The 21,699-nt window shown below is 49.6% G+C and carries 18 protein-coding genes; 12 read left to right on the plus strand and 6 right to left on the minus strand.

The genetic code is table 11. The features are described from left to right. Positions 1 to 181: 181 nt before the first annotated feature. From SBI19_RS01275 to SBI19_RS01295, 5 genes are all read left to right on the plus strand, one after another. The gene (locus SBI19_RS01275; protein WP_317964384.1) at positions 182 to 1,348 is read left to right on the plus strand and encodes an epoxide hydrolase family protein; all 1,167 of its coding nucleotides are present in this window, start codon (positions 182 to 184) and stop codon (positions 1,346 to 1,348) included. Between the two features lie 79 nt (positions 1,349 to 1,427). Beyond that, the gene (locus SBI19_RS01280) at positions 1,428 to 2,357 is read left to right on the plus strand and encodes a helix-turn-helix transcriptional regulator (RefSeq protein ID WP_317964385.1); all 930 of its coding nucleotides are present in this window, start codon (positions 1,428 to 1,430) and stop codon (positions 2,355 to 2,357) included. A gap of 210 nt (positions 2,358 to 2,567) precedes the next feature. Continuing rightward, positions 2,568 to 3,845, plus strand: coding sequence for a carbohydrate-binding domain-containing protein (locus tag SBI19_RS01285; protein ID WP_317964386.1), 1,278 nt, complete (start codon positions 2,568 to 2,570; stop codon positions 3,843 to 3,845). A gap of 229 nt (positions 3,846 to 4,074) precedes the next feature. Next, positions 4,075 to 6,972, plus strand: coding sequence for a glycosyl hydrolase 115 family protein (locus SBI19_RS01290; protein ID WP_317964387.1), 2,898 nt, complete (start codon positions 4,075 to 4,077; stop codon positions 6,970 to 6,972). Between the two features lie 263 nt (positions 6,973 to 7,235). After that, on the plus strand, positions 7,236 to 9,488 hold the full coding sequence (locus SBI19_RS01295) for a carbohydrate-binding domain-containing protein (protein ID WP_317964388.1): 2,253 nt from the start codon (positions 7,236 to 7,238) through the stop codon (positions 9,486 to 9,488). A 448-nt stretch (positions 9,489 to 9,936) separates the two neighbouring features. On the opposite strand, the gene gntK is transcribed toward SBI19_RS01295, so the two are convergent. The 4 genes from gntK to gnd all read right to left on the minus strand — a co-directional run bounded on the left by gntK (position 9,937) and on the right by gnd (position 14,742). Further along, on the minus strand, positions 9,937 to 11,481 hold the full coding sequence (gene gntK / locus SBI19_RS01300) for a gluconokinase (RefSeq protein ID WP_317964389.1): 1,545 nt from the start codon (positions 11,479 to 11,481) through the stop codon (positions 9,937 to 9,939). A gap of 43 nt (positions 11,482 to 11,524) precedes the next feature. After that, the gene (locus SBI19_RS01305; protein ID WP_317964390.1) at positions 11,525 to 12,886 is read right to left on the minus strand and encodes a GntP family permease; all 1,362 of its coding nucleotides are present in this window, start codon (positions 12,884 to 12,886) and stop codon (positions 11,525 to 11,527) included. Between the two features lie 170 nt (positions 12,887 to 13,056). Beyond that, positions 13,057 to 13,728 carry a GntR family transcriptional regulator gene (locus SBI19_RS01310; RefSeq protein WP_317964391.1) on the minus strand — a complete coding sequence of 224 codons (672 nt, stop codon included), beginning with the start codon at positions 13,726 to 13,728 and terminating at the stop codon, positions 13,057 to 13,059. Between the two features lie 114 nt (positions 13,729 to 13,842). Next, complete coding sequence (gene gnd, locus SBI19_RS01315) at positions 13,843 to 14,742, minus strand: phosphogluconate dehydrogenase (NAD(+)-dependent, decarboxylating) (protein WP_317964392.1); 900 nt, start codon at positions 14,740 to 14,742, stop codon at positions 13,843 to 13,845. A gap of 190 nt (positions 14,743 to 14,932) precedes the next feature. Between gnd and SBI19_RS01320 the strand changes: the two genes are divergently transcribed. The 5 genes from SBI19_RS01320 (at position 14,933) to SBI19_RS01340 (ending at position 18,469) form a co-directional block, all read left to right on the plus strand. Continuing rightward, positions 14,933 to 15,259, plus strand: coding sequence for a DUF2087 domain-containing protein (locus tag SBI19_RS01320; protein ID WP_317964393.1), 327 nt, complete (start codon positions 14,933 to 14,935; stop codon positions 15,257 to 15,259). 95 nt (positions 15,260 to 15,354) lie between these two features. Then, the gene (locus tag SBI19_RS01325) at positions 15,355 to 15,561 is read left to right on the plus strand and encodes a cysteine-rich CWC family protein (protein ID WP_317964394.1); all 207 of its coding nucleotides are present in this window, start codon (positions 15,355 to 15,357) and stop codon (positions 15,559 to 15,561) included. A 105-nt stretch (positions 15,562 to 15,666) separates the two neighbouring features. Beyond that, positions 15,667 to 17,217, plus strand: a complete 1,551-nt coding sequence (locus SBI19_RS01330) for a glycoside hydrolase family 43 protein (protein ID WP_317964395.1) — start codon at positions 15,667 to 15,669, stop codon at positions 17,215 to 17,217. 102 nt (positions 17,218 to 17,319) lie between these two features. Then, complete coding sequence (locus SBI19_RS01335; RefSeq protein WP_317964396.1) at positions 17,320 to 17,871, plus strand: histidine phosphatase family protein; 552 nt, start codon at positions 17,320 to 17,322, stop codon at positions 17,869 to 17,871. 13 nt (positions 17,872 to 17,884) lie between these two features. Continuing rightward, positions 17,885 to 18,469 carry a uracil-DNA glycosylase family protein gene (locus tag SBI19_RS01340; RefSeq protein ID WP_317964397.1) on the plus strand — a complete coding sequence of 195 codons (585 nt, stop codon included), beginning with the start codon at positions 17,885 to 17,887 and terminating at the stop codon, positions 18,467 to 18,469. A gap of 109 nt (positions 18,470 to 18,578) precedes the next feature. On the opposite strand, the gene SBI19_RS01345 is transcribed toward SBI19_RS01340, so the two are convergent. Next, positions 18,579 to 19,409: a helix-turn-helix domain-containing protein gene (locus tag SBI19_RS01345; protein WP_317964587.1), complete on the minus strand. Its 831-nt coding sequence runs from the start codon at positions 19,407 to 19,409 to the stop codon at positions 18,579 to 18,581. A 137-nt stretch (positions 19,410 to 19,546) separates the two neighbouring features. Beyond that, a complete protein-coding gene (locus SBI19_RS01350) occupies positions 19,547 to 20,530 on the minus strand; it encodes an aldo/keto reductase (RefSeq protein WP_317964398.1) in 984 nt (327 codons plus the stop codon). A gap of 121 nt (positions 20,531 to 20,651) precedes the next feature. Here SBI19_RS01350 and SBI19_RS01355 point away from each other — a divergent pair, with 121 nt between their 5' ends. Both SBI19_RS01355 and SBI19_RS01360 read left to right on the plus strand, forming a co-directional pair. After that, positions 20,652 to 21,194, plus strand: coding sequence for a hypothetical protein (locus SBI19_RS01355; protein ID WP_317964399.1), 543 nt, complete (start codon positions 20,652 to 20,654; stop codon positions 21,192 to 21,194). A 43-nt stretch (positions 21,195 to 21,237) separates the two neighbouring features. Next, positions 21,238 to 21,672, plus strand: a complete 435-nt coding sequence (locus SBI19_RS01360) for an NUDIX hydrolase (RefSeq protein ID WP_317964400.1) — start codon at positions 21,238 to 21,240, stop codon at positions 21,670 to 21,672. Positions 21,673 to 21,699: the final 27 nt, after the last annotated feature.

Genomic DNA, 21,699 nt, shown 5'->3' on the forward strand with positions numbered 1-21,699 from the left:
GCACAATCGATGACAGATAGTTGCAGACGATTTAGTCAATCCAGCAAATATTGTCCCAAAGACAGTAAAAAAGTTGAATCTCCTCCAACCACCCTGACACTATGCTGTCAGGGTGGCTGCTTTATAGTGAGAAGTGTAGAGAACAAATACGACGTTTCTCAAAATAAGGAGGATGTTCAAAATGCCAAATGTAAATCAAGTGACACAATCGGTAGGATCCGAAATTCGCCCGTTCCGCATCGCCGTACCGCAAGGTGACCTCGATGATCTTCGTCAGCGCCTGTCGCAAAGCCGTCTGCCGCATGCTTCGAAATCTGCAGGCTGGAAATACGGATCGAAGCTGTCCCGTGTACAAGAGCTGGTTGCTTATTGGAATCATCAATACGATTGGCGCAAACACGAGGCCAGGTTGAACAGCTGGCCGCAGTTCACGACGACGATCGATGGCGCGAACATCCACTTCATGCATATCGTGTCGCCAGAACCGGATGCCATTCCGCTGCTGTTGACGCATGCTTGGCCAAGTTCGATCGCGGAGTTTCTTGATGTTATTGGTCCGCTTTCCAATCCGCGCGCTTATGGCGGTGATCCGAAAGATGCTTTCCACTTAGTCATTCCATCGGTTCCGGGCTTCGGCTTCGCCGGCTCTGATCTAGCTGAAGGTTGGGATATACCGCGAATCGCGAAAGCTTGGGATACGCTCATGAAGCGGCTCGGTTATATGGAATATGGATCACATGGCAGTGACCTAGGTGCATTAATCTCGCGGGAACTTGGCGTTCAGCGTACAGAAGGGCTCCTAGGCATCCATGTGTTGCAGCTGTTTTCCTTTCCGTCCGGCGACCCATCAGAGATGGAAGGGTTGTCGCAAGACGATTGGGCACGTCTGCAATTTCTTGGAGCTTTCCAAGATCGAGCCGGCTTTAACGTCATTCAATCCACGCGTCCTCAGACATTATCGTACGCGCTGTCCGACTCGCCAGTCGGTCAGTTGTCATGGATTCTCGATTTGTTCGATGGCTTCGGTGATCATGAAGGATTCATCGATCAAGATGCGCTGCTTACGAACGTCATGATTTATTGGCTGACGAATACGGCAGAGTCGTCGTCCCGTCTGTATTATGAGAACGCCCATGTAACGAATCCATTAGCAGGGGAGAAGAATGCCGCTCTGACAGGGATCTCCGTCTTCGGCAATGACTTCCGGACGATCCGTCGTTTTGCAGAAAGAGACAATACGAGCATTGTGTTCTGGACGGAGCATGAGCGCGGAACTCATTTTGCTGCAATCGATGAGCCTGAGGTGCTTACTTCGGATATCCGTTCGTTTTTCCGCCGGTTCCGCTAAGAAGGGTTTTAGGGAACATACGCCGAAAGTTAAAAACTGGTCGAATCGCTATAGGGATGAATAAAGGGGGAACCTCAATATGAAACTGGACCGCTTGCTTGCGATAACGATGGCTCTGCTCAATCAAACACGCGTCAGCGCAACGGAGCTGTCTCAGCGATTCGAGGTTTCCCTACGTACGATTTATCGCGATATGGAGGCGATCAATCTCGCGGGCATTCCCATTGTGTCCTTCGCTGGTTCGGATGGAGGTTATGAGATTATGTCCGGCTATCGAATCGATAAGCAGCTGCTATCTTTGGAAGATTTCGCCGCCATCGTAACGGCTTTGCGTGGGGCGCGCTCCGCTACAGACGGCTCTGAGCTTGATGGTCTTCTTGAACGAATAGGAGCAATGATGCCCGTGCAATCGGGCAGTGTTCCAGATCATCATGTCGATCTGGATTTTCAACCAAGTCCGAATGACAAGGCCAAGATCGGACCGCTGCGACAGGCGATTAAAGATAAACGTTTGATTCAAATGTGTTACTTAGATAACAAGGGGAATGAATCGGATCGAACGATTGAACCGATGGGGCTCTTCCTCAAGGCATATACATGGTATCTCTACGGGTATTGCCGTACAAGAGGCGCGTTCCGCGTGTTCCGTTTGAGCCGAATAATTCGAATGACGGAGCTGCAAGAAACATTCGAGCGAAGGAACTACTCGCTGCAAGATGTTGAGCGTGAGTTTATGGGGCGGGCGGATTTTTCCAAGGTGAGGGCTACGCTGTTGTTTCAACCTGCTGCCCGCAGTCGTGTGTTAGATGAATTCGGCTTCCAGCAAGCGGTCAACAATCCAGACGGCACCTTGACGCTCGAAGCGCATTATTCCTCGGAAGAGAAGGCGATTCAGAATATATTGAGCTATGGTCCTCTGGTTAATGTACAGGAGCCAGCGACAATTAGGGCCGAACTTGGTAGGCGAATAATGGAGATGGCCCAACTGTATAGGGTGAAGAATGAGTAAGAAGGAGTTGTGAAATAGGAATTGCGTTGGTTTCCTCAGACGGTTAGGTCTGAGGTTTTTTTGCGTTCTTATTTTTACTGCAAATACCGATCTTCCCAATTTCATTTAAGTTTGGTTTAAGCGATGTCCACTAGGATAAAAGCAAGTCATCCAGTAGTAACTCAGCAAAGAACATGCAACTCACAATGAATATACAAGGAGTGTTGATTGATGAAATCCAACAAAATGATCAAACTTAGCGCCATGACATTGGCCGCTTTACTAGCTGTAGCGGTTGCAGGATGCTCGAAGGCAGAAGTCAGCAGCAATAGCGGCGATACGGCACCGGCTGTAACAACGCAAGCTTCCGATAAGCCAGCTGCATCAACCAGCGAAACGACAGAGACCGATACAACAATCACAACTGCAGCAACAGCGGGAGCTTCTAAGCTAGAAACATCGGATATGTTCAGCGATCGTGATCTCGAACAGACTGCAGATCTAACTGCAGCTACGCAGATTAAGCTGACTAGCGACAAGGATGTGACGTTGGATCAAGAAGGCGTGTACGTCTTAAGCGGCGAGATACGGAATGCGACGGTAATCGTTGATGCGCCAGAGGACGCGAAGGTGCAAATCGTCCTGGATGGCGTCAGCATAACGAACGAAGATTCGCCTGCCATCTACGCGAAGGAAGCGGATAAAGTGTTTGTGACCTCTACGGCCAGCGAGAATTATATGAAGGTAACCGGTACGTACACAGCGGATGGGGAGACGAACCTGGATGCGGTCATTTTCTCAAGAGCCGATCTTACGATGAACGGAACCGGAAGCTTGGACATCGTATCGAGTCAAGGAAACGGGATATCGTCGAAGGATGATCTCACAGTTACGGGCGGTGAATTTAGCATTCATTCCGCTGCCGATGCACTAGAGGCCAACGACTCCATTCGCATCCACGATGGCACGATCACAATCGATTCCGGCAAGGATGCTCTTCATAGCGAGAACGAAGATGATGCTTCTCTCGGGTATATCTATATGGATGGCGGGACATTGAATATTAACGCTGGCGATGATGGCGTTCGCGGCAACAGCATTGTTCAGATTGATGGAGGCACCATTAACATCGAGACGTGCCAAGAAGGCATTGAGGGCAACTATATCCAGCTTAATGATGGTCAAATTACGATAAACGCACAGGATGATGGCATTAATGCCTCGCAGAAGGTCGATTCGAATGTCGTGATTGAAGTGAATGGCGGCACGATTGATGTATCAATGGCAAGCGGCGATACAGATGCATTCGATGCGAACGGCAATATCGTTATTAATGGAGGCACCATCACGGTGCAGGGAGCCTCTGCCTTCGATGCGGATGGTACAGCGCAGCTTAATGGCGGCGACGTTACGGTCAATGGCGAGAAAATAACGGAAATTACCGTCTCGCGTGGAGGTGGCGGCGGAGGTCGCGGCGGTGCCGGCGGCGGGAGAGGCATGCGTCAATAGTGCAGGTGTGTATCGAATACAAACGGTTGTCCTTCATTGGGCAGCCGTTTATTTATTTCCTTCATGATCATCTCTCGATTTCCAATGAAACACCAATTAATCCAATTAAAACATCTTTAATTTATTGTGATTAATGTTTAATTATCACAAGGGAAAACGTCGCATTTGATTGTATAATTAGGCATGAATACGCGGGACAAATCACCTAGTTGAATACAAGGAGAACATAATGAATTTTACAATAAATCAGAGCATTATTCGTGAAAGCGCATTCTTTTATCGGGAAAAGGAAGCCTATGCCGGCATCCACAAAATTGCGGAGAAGATCAAGAAAGATATGGAATTGATCTTCGGCTCACGCCCTTCTTCAACAGACGAATGGAGTCAATTAGCTTCCTGTGCAGTCATCTATGGAACAATCGGCAGAAGCCCTGTCCTGGACAGTCTGTCCGAAAGCGGGAAGATAGATGTTAAAGAGATTCAAGGGAAGAATGAGGTTTATTTATTACAAGTTGTAGAGGCCCCGTTGGATGGAGTAGATCGAGCGCTTGTCATTGCCGGCAGCGACAAACGGGGAGCGATCTACGGCTTGTTCCGTCTGTCGGAGATGCTCGGCGTATCACCTTATGTGAATTGGAACAATGTGCAGCCTAAGCGTCTGGATGAATGGTCGCTGGAGAGCGGCTACAAGTATGTTTCGAAAGAGCCGTCGATTCGGTACAGAGGTTTCTTCATTAATGATGAGTGGCCGGCGTTCGGCACTTGGGTGCATCAACGTTTTGGCGGGTTTAATGCGGAAGCGTATGATCAGGTGTTCGAATTGCTGCTTCGATTGAAAGGCAACTATCTATGGCCAGCGATGTGGTCGGCTCGATTCCACGATGATGGTCCCGGACTTGCCAATGCAGAATTAGCGGATGAATACGGCGTTGTCATGGGAGCCTCCCATCACGAACCATGTCTGCGTCAAGGCGAGGAGTACAAATACTTACGAGGCAAGGACTCGATCTATGGCGATGCTTGGAATTTCAGAACGAACGAAGAAGGCATCACCAGGTTCTGGGCAGACGGTCTGAAGCGGAGCGGCAAGTTCGAGAACGTCATTACGGTCGGGATGCGCGGCGAAGCCGATACCGCGATCATGGGGAAGGAAGCGACTTTCGCAGATAATATCGAGCTGCTGCGCGATGTGCTGCGGACCCAGAATCAATTGATCAAGGAGCATGTGAATCCTCAGCTGGATCAAGTGCCGCGGATGCTGGCGCTGTACAAAGAGGTGGAGCCGTTCTTCTATGGCGATGAACAGACGCCGGGCTTGATCGGATCGGAGGAGCTGGATAATGTGATCCTGATGCTCTGCGATGATAATTTCGGCAATCTGCGAACACTGCCGACGGAGGCTATGCGCTCGCATCCCGGCGGATATGGCATGTACTACCACTTCGACTACCATGGCGGTCCCATCTCTTATGAATGGGTTAACAGCACCTACCTGCCGAAGGTATGGGAGCAGATGAGCATGGCCTATGATTTTGGCGTTCGCGATCTGTGGGTGGTCAATGTAGGCGATATTGCAACGCAAGAGTTTCCGCTCGCGTACTTCTTGGATCTGGCGTATGACTTCGACCGTTGGGGAACGGATGCGATCAATAAGACGAAGGAATACACACGTTTGTGGATCGATCAGCAATTCGGCGCTGTATGCGATGAACAGGATCGCGCAGCGATTTATCAACTTATCGATGGGTATACGCGTATTGCTCATAATCGCAAGCCCGAGGCGATGAATGCGGACGTCTATCACCCCGTTCATTACCGAGAGTCCGACAAGCTGTTAGCCGAGATTGAGAAGCTCATGGCAGTCGCCAATGAACTGTTCGAGAAGATGGATGGTGCGGCGATGACTTCCTATATGTCACTCGTGTATTATCCGGCGATGGGAACGCTGAATCTTCAGAAAATGCAGCTGCTAGCTGGTAAGAATCATTACGCAGCTAAGCTGAATCGAGTGGAAGCGAACCAACTGGCTGAGCAGATTCAAGCTTGCATGCAACGGGATGAGGAGCTCGTGGACGAATACCACGCGATCGATGGGGCTCGATGGTACGGCATGGGCTTGTCCGAGCATATCGGCTTCACTAAGTGGAATGAAGACGAATGCCGTTATCCGATTCTGATGCAGGTCATTCCTGCCAGAAAGCCAAGATTAAGCGTCTCCTTGGACGGCAGTACGTTGCAATCCGAGGGCAGCGGCTGGCATTTGAACAAGCTCTATATGCGTGACTTCAAGCGGCCGGATGTGGCGGAGGCATCCTTCACGATCTACAGCATCAGTAATTTGGAGGCTTCCTACGATATCACTTGTGATACGCCGTGGGTGACATGCTCCAGCTATGCGGGAACGTTAGACGGCATCGATACAACGTCAGAGACGATTACGGTTCGCATCGACCGCAACGTCATGAATGGCGAAGCGGCGGCCAATATCGAAGTGAAGCTTCCTAGCGGTGTCTGCACGATTATCGTGGATGCCGAGCTGCCGGTACTGAGCGGCCTGCCGGAACGGACTTTCATCGGCTCAGAAGGATATATATCCATTGAAGCCGAGCATTATTATGCCAAGCATGATGCAGGACAGCGTGAGGAAGACTCGGCTGGCTTCCAGCTCATCGAGGGGTATGGTCGAACCTTATCCGCGATGAAGGTGTTCCCGACTACGCGATATTTTACAGCGGGCGAAGATGCTCCTTATCTGTCGTATCAATTCATTGTGCAAGAAGCTGGCGACTATGAGGTCGAATTGTATATGCAGCCATCGAATCCGATCACGACGGACAATACGCTGCACTATGGCATTCAAGCGAATGAAGATGAAATTCAAGTGCGGAACTGTATCGTCAGGGGACAGCAGGTGAGCGAGTATAATCGGGATTGGGCTACAGGTGTGTTGGACAATATCCGCCGCCACGTCAGTCAGGTCGCCTGTCGGGAAGGGCGTAATCAGCTTCGGATCTATGCGGTAAGTCCAGGCTTCGTGCTCGAGAAGCTTGTCATCTATCCAGTCGGTAAGAAGCCTGCAGAGAGCTACTTGGGGCCGACGGAATCGTATTATGTCGGGAAAAACTAATGATGGCACTGGCGTTTAGCCAGTGAAGTTAATCGAATAGCGATGGAGGCCGTTCGCCATCGCTATTAACAGCCTACGGGCTTATGACTCCTACCGGTTATGCTTAATAAGCATGGACTGGTAGGAGTTTTTGGTATGTTTGGATCATCAGAAGATGTAGTCCATACACTCCTTGCAGCAGCCTTTACCAAATATTTAAGTCTCGTTTAAGTAAACGCCTTTACACTTGGGGCATCCAATCCGAAAGGAAGTGTCACAAGCTTATGATTAAGAAATTAACTTCAACCTCGCTGGCGCTAGCGCTCACACTGTCATCCACGGCCTATGTCGCCGCAGCAGCCGATGTTATGGGAGACGTAACGAACATTGCATTATCCGATAGTGGTGTCACCGTAGATGGACAGTCGGCATCAATTTCTTCTACGGATGCCGTCTATACCGGTGCCGATATTATCTATTATGAAGCTGGGCATGACGCCTCTTATGGGGAAGGAACGGCTGCTGATTCGCATGAAAACAGTGAAGCGGACAAGCATACGGTCGTTACGATTACCGAGCCAGGTACATATCGTTTATCGGGGACGTTGTCTGCCGGACAGGTTGCGGTCGACTTGGGTGAAGATGCGGAGTCTGACCCAACTGCGAAAGTTACGCTCATTTTGGATGGCGTTGATATAACTTCGACGGTCGCACCAGCGGTTATTTTCTACAATGTATATGAACCCTACAGTGCCGATGAAGATACGAAAGGCGTAACCGACCTGTCGAACGCAGGCGCACAGGTTGTCCTTGCCGATGGTACGGTGAACGAAGTGAATGGCTCTTATGTCGCTCGTATCTATAAGGAAGGCACGACGAAGAAACTGCACAAGTACGACGGCGCATTCTACTCCCGTATGTCGATGAATATTTCTGGCGAGACGCAGGGGACAGGTGAACTGCATATTACAGGTGACAGGGAAGGCCTGGACTCCGAACTGCATTTGTCCATCAACAGCGGGCAAATCTACATCGAGTCGCAGGATGATGGCATCAATACGAATGAAGACGGCATCTCCGTTACGACAATCAACGGCGGTTATCTCCATGTGAACGCAGGTTTAGGCGCCGAAGGCGATGGCATTGACTCTAACGGTTACTTGACGATTAATGGCGGTACCATCGTTACAATGGCGAACGATCGCAGTCCAGACGGAGGCATTGATGCGGATAGCGACATTGCGATTAATGGCGGTACGGTCATTGCACTTGGCACTCGCAACGATGCGACAGGCACGAATTCGAAGCAGACCTTCATTGAACTCGCATTTGCTTCTACTCAGAAGGCTGGCAGCGTGATCGCATTGAAGGATGCCGAAGGCAACGAACTGTTGAATCACACGGCAGAGAAAGCGTTCCAGAGCGTTACCTTCTCTTCTTCTGAGTTGGCCACGAATAAGGAATACCATCTGTTTATTGATGGCGTTGAGCAGCAATATACAGGCAACAGCTTCGGCATGATGGGCGGCGGCGGGTTCGGCGGCATGGGTCAAGGCGGCAGAGGAGATGGTACTGCTCCGGCTGAGGGGGAGTTCACCTCTCCAGATCGTACAGACAACGGAACTCCACCAACGGGTGAAATGCTTCCGACAGGCGATTTCATAGGCGGCGCGCCGAATGGTGCAGGCGGCTTCAACCCGCAGACAACAATCGGAGATCAAGCGAACACGGAAGGTTCTACAACGTTTACGATAACGAATACGGTGCATAGCTTCTCGGGAATTTCGGCTTCAACGGAAGCGTCCGGCAAGACTCGCGTTACCTTCAACGTGAATAACGGCAGCGGACTTAAGAATGTCGCGACAGGCGGCAAACTTGTACTTGATACAATTACGCCAAGTGCGGCTGTATCCGATGAAGATATTCAGCTTACGATTACGGACGTTCCTTCGGAGAGCTTCTCATCTTCAATCCGTTTATCTGAAGGGTTAGATGCGCTGACGCTGCCGACAGAAGATGGAACGTACCAGCTCACGGTTGCAGTCGTTTCGGATCATTCGGAATACACAGGTACATCACAATACTCGTTTATGATTGGGGCACTTCCATTCACGGACCTTAGTCCAGCAGACAGTGGTTATGCAGCGGTGAAGACGCTTTACGATAAAGGCATCCTGATTGGCACGAGCAGCACGACGTTCTCTCCTTCGGCAAGCGTAACGCGCGCGGCAGCCGTTACAGCGCTTGGTCGCTTGCTCGGCGTTGATCAAGCAGAGACTGCAGCATTCAAGGATGTCAAACAAGGCAGCTGGTACAGCGGATATGTCGGATGGGCTTCCACGAATGCGATTGTGCTAGGTGACGGGGCTGGGCGCTTCATGCCGAATACGAGCATTACTTCGACGCAAATGGATTTGATTCTGACGCGGTACGCCGCATTAACAGGCATTACTTATAATAGCAGCGGAAACGAGAGCGAAGCTCATGCGCTAACGAGAAAAGAGCTGGCTGTTATTCTTGCAGCACTTGTTAAATAGGTAAACGGTTATTGAGAAACAACCGTAAACCGAGGGCAGTCCGCATTCGATGCGGACTGCTTTTTGCTTGTGAAATGAGAATGGCAGTGAGTTGTTTATATTCAATTTAAAATCGGTTGCGATAATGAAGCTGTTGAAACAATCGGCAACAACATTAATAACAATAACATCTACAAGGGGCTAATAATCAAGATGGTAGCAAAAACGTTGGAAACGCTGAACAATGCGAATTTTTTGTTTCTGTATTTAGCTTTATTAGATAAATCGAACGGCATTAGAACAATGCTAGGCAGTCAATTGCAGCTGCTTGGGATTGAAAGTAAAGGATCCGGGAAGAGCAGGCCTGCGAACGAGCTTCATACGTTATCGTAAGGTTTCCAACCATCATACTGACTATTCGTACAAAAAACAGTCCACCTCCTGGTGGACTGTTCTGCATGTATACTAGCTATTTCGTAACCCGTTCCTGAAACTTCGCAATCGCCTCATATTCGGCTTCGAGCTTGCGAGGGATCTGAATATAGATCGGCAGCAGTTGATGATAAATATCGGCATGCTCCTTGACCGGTTGATGCTGGTGGGTGGAGCCGACCATGCTGGCTACGATCTCAAGCGAATCGGCTCTGCCGATGGCATTGAGGCCGAGGACGACAGCGCCAAGGCACGAGCTCTCGAAGCTCTCCGGAACAACGACCTCTTGATCGAAAATATCCGCCATCATCTGGCGCCATAGATGCGATCGTGCGAAGCCGCCGGTTGCGTGGATTCGCGTCGGACGGCCGATTTGTTCCTCCATCGCTAGCAGTACGGTGTACAGGTTGAAAATAACGCCTTCCAGCACGGCACGAATCATGTGCTCTTTCTTGTGATGCATGTTGAGACCGAAGAAGGAGCCGCGAGCGTTCGGATTCCACAGCGGCGCACGCTCACCAGTCAAGTAAGGGTGGAAGAGCAGGCCATCTGCTCCCGGTCCAACCTTCTCCACGATCTGCATGAGGAGATCATAGGAATCCATGCCTAGCCGCTTGGCTGTCTCGACTTCCGAAGCCGCAAATTCATCTCTTGCCCAGCGCAGCAGCATGCCGCCATTGTTGACGGGACCGCCGATGACCCACAGATCTTCCGTTAACGCATAGCAGAAAAATCTGCCCTTCGGATCGGTCACGGGCTTATTCACTACGGTGCGAATTGCGCCGCTTGTCCCAATTGTCGCGGCGACGACGCCTGGCTTGATCGCGTTAACGCCAAGATTGGACAGTACGCCGTCGCTGGCTCCGACAACGAATGGCGTGGACGCATCGAGTCCCATTTCCTCCGCATAGACAGCAGACATCCCATTGAGCGTATGCGTCGTCGGTACGAGCTTAGACAGCTTCTCGCTCGTAACGCCGGCAAGCTCCAATGCTTCTTCATCCCAATCCAGCTTCTCGAGATTCATCATACCTGTAGCGGAAGCGATCGAATGGTCGATCACATACTCGCCGAACAGCTTAGCGAATACATATTCTTTGATCGAGATGAATTTATGAGCCTTCGCGAATAAGTCCGTCTGATCGTGGCGAAGCCACATCAGCTTGGAGAGAGGGGACATCGGATGAATCGGCGTCCCTGTCCGGAGGTAAATCTCATGTCCATTCCAATCATTCTTCAGACGTTCCGTCCAAGCGGCGCTGCGATTATCGCCCCAAGTGATGCAGTTCGTCAGCGGCTTGGCATCTTCATCGACGACAATCACGCTGTGCATAGCTGAACTGAAGGAGACGAATAAGATCTGCTCGGGCTTCGCTCCGCTTTGCGTCATCACCATTTTCAACGTATGAACGACTGCACTGAAAATCTGATCCGGATCTTGCTCCGCTACAGAAGAAGAAGGTGTAAACAAGGGATAGCCCTCGTCCGCCTTGGTTACAACCTTCCCGTTCTCCTCGAACAATACGGCCTTGGTGCTCGTTGTTCCGATATCTACGCCAATCATATAGTAAGGCTGACTCAATGGATGAACCTTCTTTCCGTGAAAAAGTTACCAGATACTCTCTTTATACTACCGTACTAAGGAGAAGAATCAATACTAAGCCTACTACCGACAGCAAGGTCTCCATCACGGTCCATGACTTCAACGTCTGCGGAACGGTCATGTTGAAGAATTCCTTCACCATCCAGAAGCCTGCGTCGTTGACGTGGGACAGAACGAGGGAGCCAGCGCCTGTCGCAAGCACGACAAGCTCAACGTTCGTATCCGGGTTCTGACCGAGTACGGGTGCTATAATGCCCGCAGCCGTCGTCATCGCAACCGTCGCCGAACCCGTTGCTACACGGATCAACGCAGCTACGAACCACGCGAAGAAGATGATGTTCACATTCGCCTGCGTAGCAATATCGGCAATCGCACTGCCGACGCCGCTGTTGATCAGCACTTGCTTGAATGCGCCGCCTGCACCAATGATCAAGATAATTGTAGCCGTAGGTGCCAAGCACTCGCTTGTGAAGCGGGATATATCTTCTTTGGAGAAGCCGCGTGAGAAACCAAGCGAGAAGAAGGCAAATACGACAGCGATTAAGAGCGCGATAATCTCGTGTCCGATGAACTCGCAGAATACAGTGAATTGGCTTGTCGCTTCAGGATCGACGATGTTGGCGACCGAGCCGATCAGCATCAGAATGACAGGCAGCAAAATCGTAAACAGCGTAATGCCGAAGCCTGGAAGCTTGCGCGTTTCTTTGGTCATGAACTGCTCGACCAGGTTGGCTGGCGGTTCGACGAGAATTCGGCGGCCGATGAATTTACCGAATACAGGTCCCGCGATAATTGCCGTCGGGAGACCGATAAGGATGGAGTACAAGATCGTTCTGCCAAGATCCGCTTGATACGCATCGATAGCGATCATAGGTGCAGGATGCGGCGGAACGAGTCCATGCACAGTAGAGAGGCCGGCGAGAACGGGAATACCGATCTGCAGCAGCGACATTTTTGTTTTGCGAGCGACGATGAATACAATCGGAATCAGAAGGATGACCCCGACTTCGAAGAATACCGGGATGCCGACGATGAAACCGACGGTCATCATCGCCCAGTGTACGCGTTTCTCTCCGAATCGATCGACCAGCGTCGTCGCGATCCGTTCGGCGCCGCCGGATTCCGCCATCATTTTGCCAAGCATGGTACCAAGACCGATGACGATGGCGATTGTTCCTAACGTACCGCCTAAACCGCCGGTTATGGATTTGATAACCTCATCCGACTTCATGCCTGCCAGGAAGCCGAGCATCAGAGAAGAGATGAGCAGCGTAACGAACGGATTCCACTTGTATTTCGCGATTAGCACAACAAGAAAAACGATCGAAACCAATGCCCATATTAACAAGGTAACATTGTGACTGAAACCAAATATCGTGTTCATGATGCTGCCTCCTGTAATGATCCAAAATTCGATATTACTTTCAGCATTTCCATCATAGAACGCTTTCATCAATAAGAATAAGCTAAACATTGTATACTTGTCGACAACAAAAGTCGAAACGCTTTCACAAGCGCTTAATGGTTAACCCGCCTTGGGTTGTCTGACAACGTTTACGATATGCTGCTATGAAGCGTTATGTTGGAATCTGCGAAGTAATCTTGCACAACTTGTTGAATGACTTGAACATCCCGTGACTCCAGCGCCTTAATAATGCCCCGATGCTTATCGATGACTTGAAGAAGCTTATTCTCGCCTTCAGCGAAAACAACCTCTGTCGTAATGAGCATAACGGTCAGCACAATGTGACGGATGCTTCTCCACAAATGGTGGATTCGCGTGTGCTGAGCTTCTACGATCATGGATTCATGAAAGCGGAAGTCCAAGTGCGAGAACTCAACGGCGTCATTGTACTTAACAGCTAGTTCCATCTTATCGATGATTTGCTTCAAGTTCGCCAGCAAGGAATCGTGGTTTCCGCTGGCCAGACGCTGCTGAGCGAAGCTCTCGATGAGATACCGGACATCGTACAGCTCCTGCAATTCTTGCGCACTCAGTCCGAGTACAACGGCACCCATCCGTTCCAATCGAATAAGTCCTTCGTTAGACAATGCCTTGAGTGCTTCCCTGACGGGGGATCTGCTCGTGTTAAAGTCTGCCGCAATCCGATTCTCGGACAGCTTCTCGCCTTGTTGAATGGTGCCATTGATGATTTGCAGTCTTAATTCACAAGCTATCGATTCCCCCAGGGAAGAGCCCTGCAGCCAAGCAGTAGGATAACGCATATAAAGTCATTTCTCCTCTATCATCAATATCGAATGTGTTCGTTAGTACCCATATGTATTTATCGATTCTAACACACATTCGGTTATCGATTCTATGAGGAGAACGGATGTTGATTAGTTGCTGCGTTCAACCGCATGGCCGCCGAATTCATTACGCAGCGCTGCAACTACCTTGCCGTGGAACGTATCGGTCTCAAGCGAGCGATAGCGCATCAAGAGGGATAGCGCGATGACTGGCGTGCTGACTTCGAGATCGAGCGCAGCCTCGACTGTCCATTTGCCTTCGCCGGAGCTCTTCATGACGCCGCGAATGCCGTCCAGGTTCGCATCCTTGGAGAATGCATTCTCCGTAAGCTCCATCAGCCAGCTTCGAATCACTGAGCCGTTGGACCATACACGCGCAACTTCTTCGTAGTTGAATTCAAATTCGCTCTTCGACAGCAGCTCGAAGCCTTCTGCGATCGATTGCATCATGCCATACTCGATACCGTTGTGAACCATTTTCAAATAATGGCCGCTTCCGTTCTTGCCGGCATATAGATAACCGCGATCGACTGCAATGTCTCGGAATATAGGCTCGATGCTTGCGAATACTTCTCGGTCGCCGCCGATCATGAAACAGCCGCCATTCGCCGCACCGTTCGTACCGCCCGATGTACCCACGTCGAAGAAGTGGATACCGTTCGTGCTGAGTTTCTCAGCGCGGGCGAGCGATTGTTTATAGTGCGAATTGCCGCCGTCGATGACAATGTCGCCTACTTCCAGCATCGGGATGAGGGTGTCGATCACTTGATCGACAATGTTGCCTGCTGGCACCATAATCCAGACGATGCGAGGGGAAGGGAGCTTCGCTACGACTTCTTCGATCGAAGCGGCAAACTCAGCGCCTTGCTCGGCTAATTGCATGCCAGGCTCAGGATTCACATCGTTAACGACAACCTCATGCTTGTTCAAGAGTAGATTTTGCGCGAGATTGAAACCCATTTTGCCAAGACCGATCATGCCTAGTTTCATCGTGTTCACCTCTATTTGAGTCTACAAGTATACTTGTGTACAAGTTGTTATCCTATCATAATGGCTAGTTCGAAATCTGTAAATACACTTGGCGCAAACCGTCGTACATACAATTGTTGACACTGTCAAATGATTAGATTAGTATCTAATTAGACGTTTATTAAATTAATAATGAGATGGAGGTAACCATATGAATGAACATGGTGCCAGCGGGCTGACGCAGAACGAGAAGCTGCAGCGATCGGTGCTTCGCAATTTTATAACCGAGCAGGGGTGCATTAAACATATTCCTTCGCAATTGAAGAAGAGGTTGATCGTACTAGAGCATCTAACGAGCCAACTGGATACGGATAGGAAGTACACAGAGAAGGAGATCAACGATTTCATTCGGCCGTGGAACGAGGATTATGCAACGATAAGAAGGGAGTTATATATTCATCGATTCGTGAATCGGGAGAATGAGATCTATGAGGTGAACGATCCTCGTGAGTGGCGGGATTGGCGGACGCTTGGGTAAGCTGTCAAACTAGATTTCAGCAGCCTGCTGGCCTCTTATCGAATGTACAAGTATGATACAATTTAGAAGATTATGATAAAGAGCAGGTGTGAAGCATGACAGAACAATCAGCGGCTCAATGTCCGATATGCGGCGGTAATAATCAATGCGGGAGCGTATCGGGTAACGAAACATGTTGGTGTATGAAAGAGAAGTTCCCTCAGGAAATTTTCCGACTCGTACCTGAGGATCAGATCGATAAAGCTTGTATATGCGAGGCGTGTCTTGCGAAATTCAAAGAGAGTAATTCTAACCAGTCGTAATGATCTATAGTTCGTGGTGGATGAACTAGAGTTTGGCGGGTTGTTGCCGCTGACTGCACAGCTTATCATGGAAGGGAAAATCGATAGCAGAAAGAGTGATAGAGGATGACAACAACGTTCAAAAATCCTATTTTGCCTGGATTTTACCCTGATCCGTCGATGTGCAGAGTTGGCGACGATTATTATTTGGTCACTTCTACGTTCGAATATTTCCCGGGTATTCCTATTTTTCACAGTAAAGATCTTGTGAACTGGCAGCAAATTGGTCATGTGCTGGATCGTCCGTCACAGCTGGATCTGGATGGGGTTAAGCCGTCGGGAGGCGTATTCGCTCCAACGATTCGTTATCATGAAGGTACGTTCTATGTGATTAATACGAATGTTGGCAAAAAGGGCAATTTCATCGTCACCGCCACCGATCCTGCTGGCCCATGGTCCGATCCGTATTGGCTCGAATCCGAAGGAATCGATCCTTCTCTGTTCTTCGATGAGGACGGCAAAGCGTATTATACAGGTACTCGGCCGGCTCCTGAGGGTCCTCAGTACTTCGGCAACTGGGAGATTTGGATTCAAGAACTGGATCTGAATACGATGAAGCTGGTCGGTGAGACGCACTCGTTATGGCGCGGCGCGCTCCGCGATGCGGTATGGCCGGAAGGTCCGCATACATACAAGATCAACGGTTATTATTATCTGTTAATCTCGGAAGGCGGTACGGGACCTGATCATGCCATCTCGGTTGCTCGGAGCGAGCATATCTTCGGTCCGTATGTCGGCTACAAGAAGAATCCGGTACTGACGCATCGTCATCTTGGCAATGACTATCCGATCGTCAACGTCGGTCATTCGGATATCGTGGAAACGCAGAATGGCGAGTGGTGGATGGTACTGCTAGCATCTCGTCCATACGGCGGCTATTATCGCAATCTGGGACGTGAAACGTTCTTAGTTCCTTTCACATGGGAAGAAGGCTGGCCAGTCGTCAAGCCAGGCAAATCGATTGTGGAGATGGAAGAGGTGCGGCCGAATCTGCCGGAGAAACGGTGGGTGCAGCCTCCTGCATGCGATAACTTCGAAACAGAGGAGCTCGGCATGCAGTGGTTGTCCATTCGTACGCCGAGAGAGCCGTTCATGAGTCTGACGGAACGTCCGGGTCATCTCCGATTGAAGCTTCGTCCGCAAATGCTGACAGAGGATGCACAGCCAAGCTTCGTCGGTCGCAGACAGCAGCATATTCACTTCAACGCACGTACGGCGATGGCGTTCACGCCGCAAGCGGAGCATGAATCGGCAGGGATTGTTGTGCTGCAGAGCAGCCAGTTCCATTTCCGATTCGAATATCGAATGGTTAATGGGGTTAAGGTGCTGCGATTGACCAAATGCACAGATGGTAAAGATGAAATCCTGGCAGAGCAGGCTGTCGATGCGGACAAGCTGTATCTGACGGTTGAAGCCCATGAGCAGGACTACTCCTTCTACTATGGGAAGCGGGCGGATGAGTATGTTCCTCTAGCAGAGCAAGTGGATGGACGCATCCTCAGCACAGATGTAGCTGGCGGTTTCGTTGGCGCATGTCTCGGGATGTATGCGAGCAGCAACGGACAAGCAAGCGACAATGTCGCGGACTTTGATTGGTTTGAGTATACGGGTTATTAATTCATAAACCATGCTCTTCAACGATTCTATTCGTTGGAGAGCATTTTTATTTTTTGATATACTAGTAAAAAATAACAAACGATAGAGTAGGGAGGCAGCAGCATGATCTACATCGTCAGACACGGGCAGACCGATTGGAATCTCGAAGGCAGACTGCAGGGCAGAGGCGGGCTGCCCTTGAATGATACAGGCAGGAATCAAGCGGAACAATTAAGAGAATCGCTTAAGAACGTGAAGTTTGATTATGTTTTCTCCTCCCCGCAAGAACGAGCGGTGCAAACGGCTGAGATCGCGTCCGGCATGCAAGCGAACGTAGATCAGCGGCTGGATGTATTTGATCTAGGGGAAGCGGACGGATTAACGCGGGCGGAAGTGAAATTAGCTGGTATGGTGCCGGACTCGAACATCTATAGCGGCGTAGAAGACATTCGGGCATTCATCGGAAGAGTGTTCAGCTTCATGAAGGAGCTTGAAACCAAGTTCATCGGCGAAGAAGTCAATATTATGATTTCAGGGCACCGATGTACGACGGGGTGTATGGGGGCTTATTTTGAGGGAATACCTGAAGACGGGAACCTATTACGATTCTCGTCGGATAACGGGAGTTTCAAGTCATATTCGTTCAAGAACTACAACCAAGTGAGTCAAGTTTAGAGGAAATGAAACCATGGATTTTAACGAGCTGAAACAAAGCATTCTTGCTTGTCGGGACTGTGAAGAGAAGTTTGGGCATACGCCTAGTCCTATTTTTCACGGCACACAGCGCTCGAAGATCATGCAGATCAGTCAAGCGCCTTCTAAGAACGTACATCTGACGAAGCGGCCATTCAACGATCCATCTGGCGATAAGCTGAAATATCAATGGTATCAAATATCAGACGATGAATTTTACAATGAGGACAACTTCTACATTACGTCCATTGCGCATTGCTTCCCTGGCAAGAATGGTAAAGGAGGGGACAAGCCTCCGCCATTAGCATGTGCGAAGAAATGGATGGCGACGGAGATGTCGTTCGTTGATAATCAAATCTTCGTCATCGTCGGAGCGAAAGCGGCTAACTATTTGTTCCCTGGCATCCCTTTCATCGATCTGGTCTTTAACGATCACATCCTGAACGATAAACCTGCCTATGTGATGCCGCATCCTTCGCCATTGAACGTGAAGTGGTTCATGGATCATCCGGAGTTCGAGGAGCGAAGGCTGCCGTTCATCCGAGCAATGGTGTGGAAAGCATTGGGCAAAATCAAATAATGAATGAGGACCGAGCAATCATCGGTAAGGTAAGGTAAGGTAAGGTAAGGTAAGGTAAGGTAAGGTAAGGCTGATGGGTGAAGGAAGAGGGGAGAGTATCCCCTCTTTGTCATGGCGACGTAGTTATTTTCTGCGCGACCATTGTCGTCATGGCATGTTGATGGGGAATACCCGACGAGTTGCAGTCGAAGACGATCTCTGCGCTATCCCGGATAAGCCAATCATGGTAATACGTAAGCAGTTGGCCGGACTGCCAAGGATATGCGTTAGTTTCCTTCTCCGGCGGCGGGGCGATGAAAGGCTTGTTCACGAACACGTTGAACACGTGCATCCCGTTCTCGTTCGTAAACCGTTTGTAGTTGTCGAAGATGTCCGCTCGATATTCCGGCTTCATGTAGTGCAGCACGCCGCTGGAGAAAATAATGTCATAATGCGTATCCAATCGAAACTCCAGCAGATCGGCTTTGAATACATTCACATGTACGCCAGTCCGGTCAGCTAGCCGTCTCGTTTTCTCGATTCCAGCATTCGTTACATCAAACGCATCAACCTCGTAACCATTCCGCGCAAAAAACACGGCGTCCTTACCCTCGCCGCAGCCGATATCGAGCAGCTTCAACGGTTTCGTCGGCGGAATAAGCTGCAGCACCTGGTAGCACGCTGTATTCGGTTCCGTGCCCCAGTAGTAGTCTTCGGTCTGGTATTCATCCTCATAAATCGTAATCCGCTTGTCTTGTGCAACGTAGCCAAGAAGCTTATCAACGCTCACTTCCAGAATTGTAGAGAGTGCAGGCAGCAGCGTTATATCGGGCATCGTTTGCGCATTTTCCCATTTGGATACAGCTTGAAAAGAGATGCCAAGGAGCTTGGCCAGCTCCTCCTGGGTCAGTCCTTGCTCCTTGCGATAGATGCTAATGTTTCGAGCTAGTTTGTCTTTCATCATTCCTCACGCTCCTTCATGTACATTCATTCTATTGGAACGGTGCGGAACGAACAATAACCGTATAATTGAGTTTTACGCTCACTCAACCAGTAGTTGAAGCGTGTGTTCAATGATGTTAAGTAAAGTTGGCTCCATTAAGATTTAGCAGGCAGTCGATATAAGGCAAAAGGCTTTCCATAAACGAACGGACTGCTAATTGCATTCAGCTGGTTGATCGTATCCTCTGTAAGCTTTAGTTCGATGCTTTTCAGGTTATCTTCCAACTGCTCTACACGTGTCGCACCAACTATAACGGTCGAGACCGCGGGTCTGTCCATCAGCCACGCGAGGGAAAGAGCGCTGGTGCTGCTGCCATGATCGCTAGCAATGGAACCTACTTCGCGAGCAAGCGAAATCGCTTTGTCATCCAGGAATTTGCTGAAGTTGGGATCTGTTATGGCTCTGGAATCGGTTGGAATCGCACCAGGTGCACTATACTTGCCGCTGAGAATGCCTCCGGCGAGCGGGAAGTACGGTATAATGCCGACCCCTTGATCCAGGCACATCGGTATGGTCTCAAGCTCTGGCGTACGATCGGCGAGGGAGTAGCTGACTTGGTTGGACGTATAGCGGGCTAAACCTTTGAATTCGCTAATGCCGAGAGCCTTCATCATCTCCCATGCAGCATAGTTGGATGCGCCTATGTAGCGAACTTTACCTGAGCGTACCATGTCATCTAGTGCACGGAGCGTCTCTTCCAGTGGCGTGTAGGGATCGAACGTATGGATTTGGTACAGGTCGACGTAGTCGGTGCGGAGCCGGCGCAAGCTTTGTTCGAGCTCCTGTTGGATATGGATACGAGAAGAGCCGCTTTCATTAGGGCCGCTGCCCCGAACCAATCCAGCCTTGGTTGCAAGCACAACCTTTTCGCGTTTTCCCTCTAACGCCTCACCAATGATCCGCTCCGATTCTGTACCTGCATAAATATTAGCGGTATCAATGAAATTAATTCCACTATCGATAGCATGATGTATAATCTGGATAGAAGTGGATTGATCTGCGCGTTTGCCGAACGCATTCGTGCCAAGACCGAGTGCCGATACTTCAAGTCCGCTGCTCCCAAGACGACGATATTTCATAGGTATACGCTCCTTTGTGGTTAATGTTGGCTATTCAGAATCATTGAGTTGCCTAATCTTACCCTTTCGTCTGAATATTCGCAATGAAGGTTTATCAAATCGTACTAAAAACTGGAGGGTGATGAACGTAACTACGATTTATGTACATATTCGTCATTGGCATTTCTGGTGGGGTGTATATGGGTTTACTCGTAGAAGTTGCAACGACGAAATTACACTCTACTTGGATCAAGAGGGGATAAAGCGGATTGCCTATTTCGATTTGATGACACTCCCAGGTTTACTCAATCACTATAATAACGACTTTGAGGACGATGATTATACGGATGATAAAGAGTATATAGAAGAAATCCAAGCATTCATTGATGGAGATATAGACATTGGGTACAGCTATATCTATCCCAGGGATACTGAGGATGAATCATACCAGGTGGATCATTCGGCACCCTTGAACGAGAAAGGCCACAAACCAACTTATATTTATGTATGGTCCAAGCTCGCTGAAGCTTGGGATATGGAAAGCATCACGGCGCATGTTCATCTACTGGCGAGACAATTTCTGCAGATCGAAGTGGAGAATGTAGTATTCCTGGATCAGCCTTCATATGAGGATACTAAAGCGGTCTATGATGAGGAATGTGCTAGATTCGGAGTGAAATTTTGACAATGAGATCAAGCAGGCAACTTCATAACAAGGAGTGAAATCCATGTTCATCATTAACGTCGAAGCTGCAATTCGACGAGACAATAAGTGGCTGATGATTACCAGAAGCACGAAGGAAGGGCATGCGGGAGGAACGCTGTCGCTCGTAGGCGGCAAGGTTGACTTGTCGGATATGGGGATGGAGATCTTGGAGCGGACTGTGAAGAGAGAAGTACTTGAGGAGGTTGGCGTCGAGATTGGTGATGCCGTTGTATTCGTGTACAGCTCGTCCTTCGTAATAAGGGATGGCCGGAATGTCATTAATATGGTGTTCTTGTGTGAGTATGCTAGCGGAACTGGATACAGCGTTAGTCCTGATGAAGTTGAGGACGTACACTGGCTGACATACGCTGAAATCATGAATCATCCGAAAGCGCCGCCTTGGACGCTGGAAAGCGTTCGAAGAGCTGCATTAGCGCATCGCCAACGGACTCGTTAAGACGAATGAAATAGATAAATAGGGGAT

It is taken from the genome of Paenibacillus sp. CCS19 (genome assembly GCF_033239625.1).
Taxonomy (GTDB): domain Bacteria; phylum Bacillota; class Bacilli; order Paenibacillales; family Paenibacillaceae; genus Paenibacillus_T.

Coding starts and splice junctions, on each gene's coding strand:
- SBI19_RS01275 (WP_317964384.1), top strand. CDS start 182: ATGCCAAATGTAAATCAAGTGACACAATCGGTAGGATCCGAAATTCGC.
- SBI19_RS01280 (WP_317964385.1), top strand. CDS start 1,428: ATGAAACTGGACCGCTTGCTTGCGATAACGATGGCTCTGCTCAATCAA.
- SBI19_RS01285 (WP_317964386.1), top strand. CDS start 2,568: ATGAAATCCAACAAAATGATCAAACTTAGCGCCATGACATTGGCCGCT.
- SBI19_RS01290 (WP_317964387.1), top strand. CDS start 4,075: ATGAATTTTACAATAAATCAGAGCATTATTCGTGAAAGCGCATTCTTT.
- SBI19_RS01295 (WP_317964388.1), top strand. CDS start 7,236: ATGATTAAGAAATTAACTTCAACCTCGCTGGCGCTAGCGCTCACACTG.
- SBI19_RS01305 (WP_317964390.1), bottom strand. CDS start 12,886: ATGAACACGATATTTGGTTTCAGTCACAATGTTACCTTGTTAATATGG.
- SBI19_RS01310 (WP_317964391.1), bottom strand. CDS start 13,728: ATGCGTTATCCTACTGCTTGGCTGCAGGGCTCTTCCCTGGGGGAATCG.
- gnd (WP_317964392.1), bottom strand. CDS start 14,742: ATGAAACTAGGCATGATCGGTCTTGGCAAAATGGGTTTCAATCTCGCG.
- SBI19_RS01320 (WP_317964393.1), top strand. CDS start 14,933: ATGAATGAACATGGTGCCAGCGGGCTGACGCAGAACGAGAAGCTGCAG.
- SBI19_RS01325 (WP_317964394.1), top strand. CDS start 15,355: ATGACAGAACAATCAGCGGCTCAATGTCCGATATGCGGCGGTAATAAT.
- SBI19_RS01330 (WP_317964395.1), top strand. CDS start 15,667: ATGACAACAACGTTCAAAAATCCTATTTTGCCTGGATTTTACCCTGAT.
- SBI19_RS01335 (WP_317964396.1), top strand. CDS start 17,320: ATGATCTACATCGTCAGACACGGGCAGACCGATTGGAATCTCGAAGGC.
- SBI19_RS01340 (WP_317964397.1), top strand. CDS start 17,885: ATGGATTTTAACGAGCTGAAACAAAGCATTCTTGCTTGTCGGGACTGT.
- SBI19_RS01345 (WP_317964587.1), bottom strand. CDS start 19,409: ATGAAAGACAAACTAGCTCGAAACATTAGCATCTATCGCAAGGAGCAA.
- SBI19_RS01350 (WP_317964398.1), bottom strand. CDS start 20,530: ATGAAATATCGTCGTCTTGGGAGCAGCGGACTTGAAGTATCGGCACTC.
- SBI19_RS01355 (WP_317964399.1), top strand. CDS start 20,652: ATGAACGTAACTACGATTTATGTACATATTCGTCATTGGCATTTCTGG.
- SBI19_RS01360 (WP_317964400.1), top strand. CDS start 21,238: ATGTTCATCATTAACGTCGAAGCTGCAATTCGACGAGACAATAAGTGG.